Source organism: Nocardia sp. NPDC005745, assembly GCF_040630775.1.
GTDB lineage: Bacteria > Actinomycetota > Actinomycetes > Mycobacteriales > Mycobacteriaceae > Nocardia.
This window is the reverse complement of sequence record NZ_JBEXYF010000101.1, coordinates 1-1,259: the sequence shown is the minus strand read 5'-3', so window position 1 is coordinate 1,259 and position 1,259 is coordinate 1. Positions and strand designations below refer to the sequence as shown.

At 64.2% G+C, this 1,259-nt stretch carries 1 protein-coding gene; it reads left to right on the top strand.

Features of this window, described 5'->3' with window-relative positions; genetic code table 11:
* Positions 1-460 precede the first annotated feature (460 nt).
* Positions 461-682, top strand: coding sequence for a hypothetical protein (locus ABZ420_RS36015; RefSeq protein WP_357132694.1), 222 nt, complete (start codon positions 461-463; stop codon positions 680-682).
* Positions 683-1,259: the final 577 nt, after the last annotated feature.

Sequence of the window (1,259 nt, the reverse complement as noted above, 5' to 3'; positions counted from 1 at the left end):
TTCCTGGCCGACAAGTTCGCCAAGTGGCAGTTGCCGGAACGCTGGGCGTTCATCGCCGAGGTCCCCAAGACCAGTGTGGGCAAGTTCGACAAGAAACGGCTGCGCAGCCAGTACGCCGACGGCGAACTGGACATCACCACGCTCACCTGATGTTTCCGCTCAGCAAAGCCCGAGGCGTGCTTGCCCGCTCGAACTATCGTGTCTCCGATCCGGAGCTGCTACCCGGATCGGAGAGGGTACCGCTTCGGCAACGTCGCCGGCCTCCTCTCCTTTGCGCCGAGCCACCTCGCGGTGCCGCACCGGACAGGCGCGACAGCTCGGCGGTCGAGTCTCGTCTTACCGGAGTTCAGCACCCAGCGGTCGGGAGACGAAATGCGGTCAATAGTCGTGAAAGACGCTGCAGCGGTGCACGTGAAAGCGCATGGCTCCCGGTACTCGTACGCGAAAGGAGACGGGCAGCATGCTAGATGACAAATGGCTCCTCTCCGAGGGCGACATCCATGTACGAGTATGGATGGCGGGCCTGGTCTTCGACTATGCGGTGGCTTCGACCGCCGCTCGCGGCGTCGTTCGCGACTGGCAGAAAAGACATTGGTGCACGATCGAATTCCTTCGCGACACGGCCGAGGGGCTGCGCCTACTCCCTCGCATGCCATGCGAGCGGTTGTTCCTCGGACAGTGAGCTGTCCCACGACGCCGCAACCAGACAACCGAGCGAAGCGTAGCTTCGTGAAGAAGCCACGGGACTATCGCCGTCGATCCGCTACCACCGGCGATCTTTATCGGCAACGACCGCCTGAGGTAGCTCCGATACCGCCTCCACGGTCGGGATACCAGAACCGTTGAGCCACCGCGACACCCGCAGTTTCCGCTCGGCATCGTTCAGGCTGCAGGGCCTCACGATCCGCGCCACGGTAGTACCGGCCCGGTAAATTGCGTGGGATCCTTCGCGGATCACCTCTGGCTGTTGCAGCTCGAGCCCGGCTTTTGGGCGACCCTGGCCAGTACCGGAAAGGGGTGCGACACGACAGTCCGGGGGATCGGCGGGGGTGTGGCCGGTGCCGTGCCGGTGCGGATGAGATTCGGCGGATCGCGCCGGTGGGCGGCTCGGCGACTATGGACTCAGGTAACTGGGCAATCCTCTAGTTGCGTTCGTTCAGTGGCCCCGGTTCGCCGGGTGATCAGCGCGGTGGGAGGTAGGACGTCGACAGCGCGGGTGTTGCGGCCGCGAACTCGTCGGCGGTGACGAGATCGAACTC

Excerpts from the sequence above, each read along its gene's own strand:
- ABZ420_RS36015 (WP_357132694.1), top strand. The coding sequence starts at position 461 with ATGCTAGATGACAAATGGCTCCTCTCCGAGGGCGACATCCATGTACGA.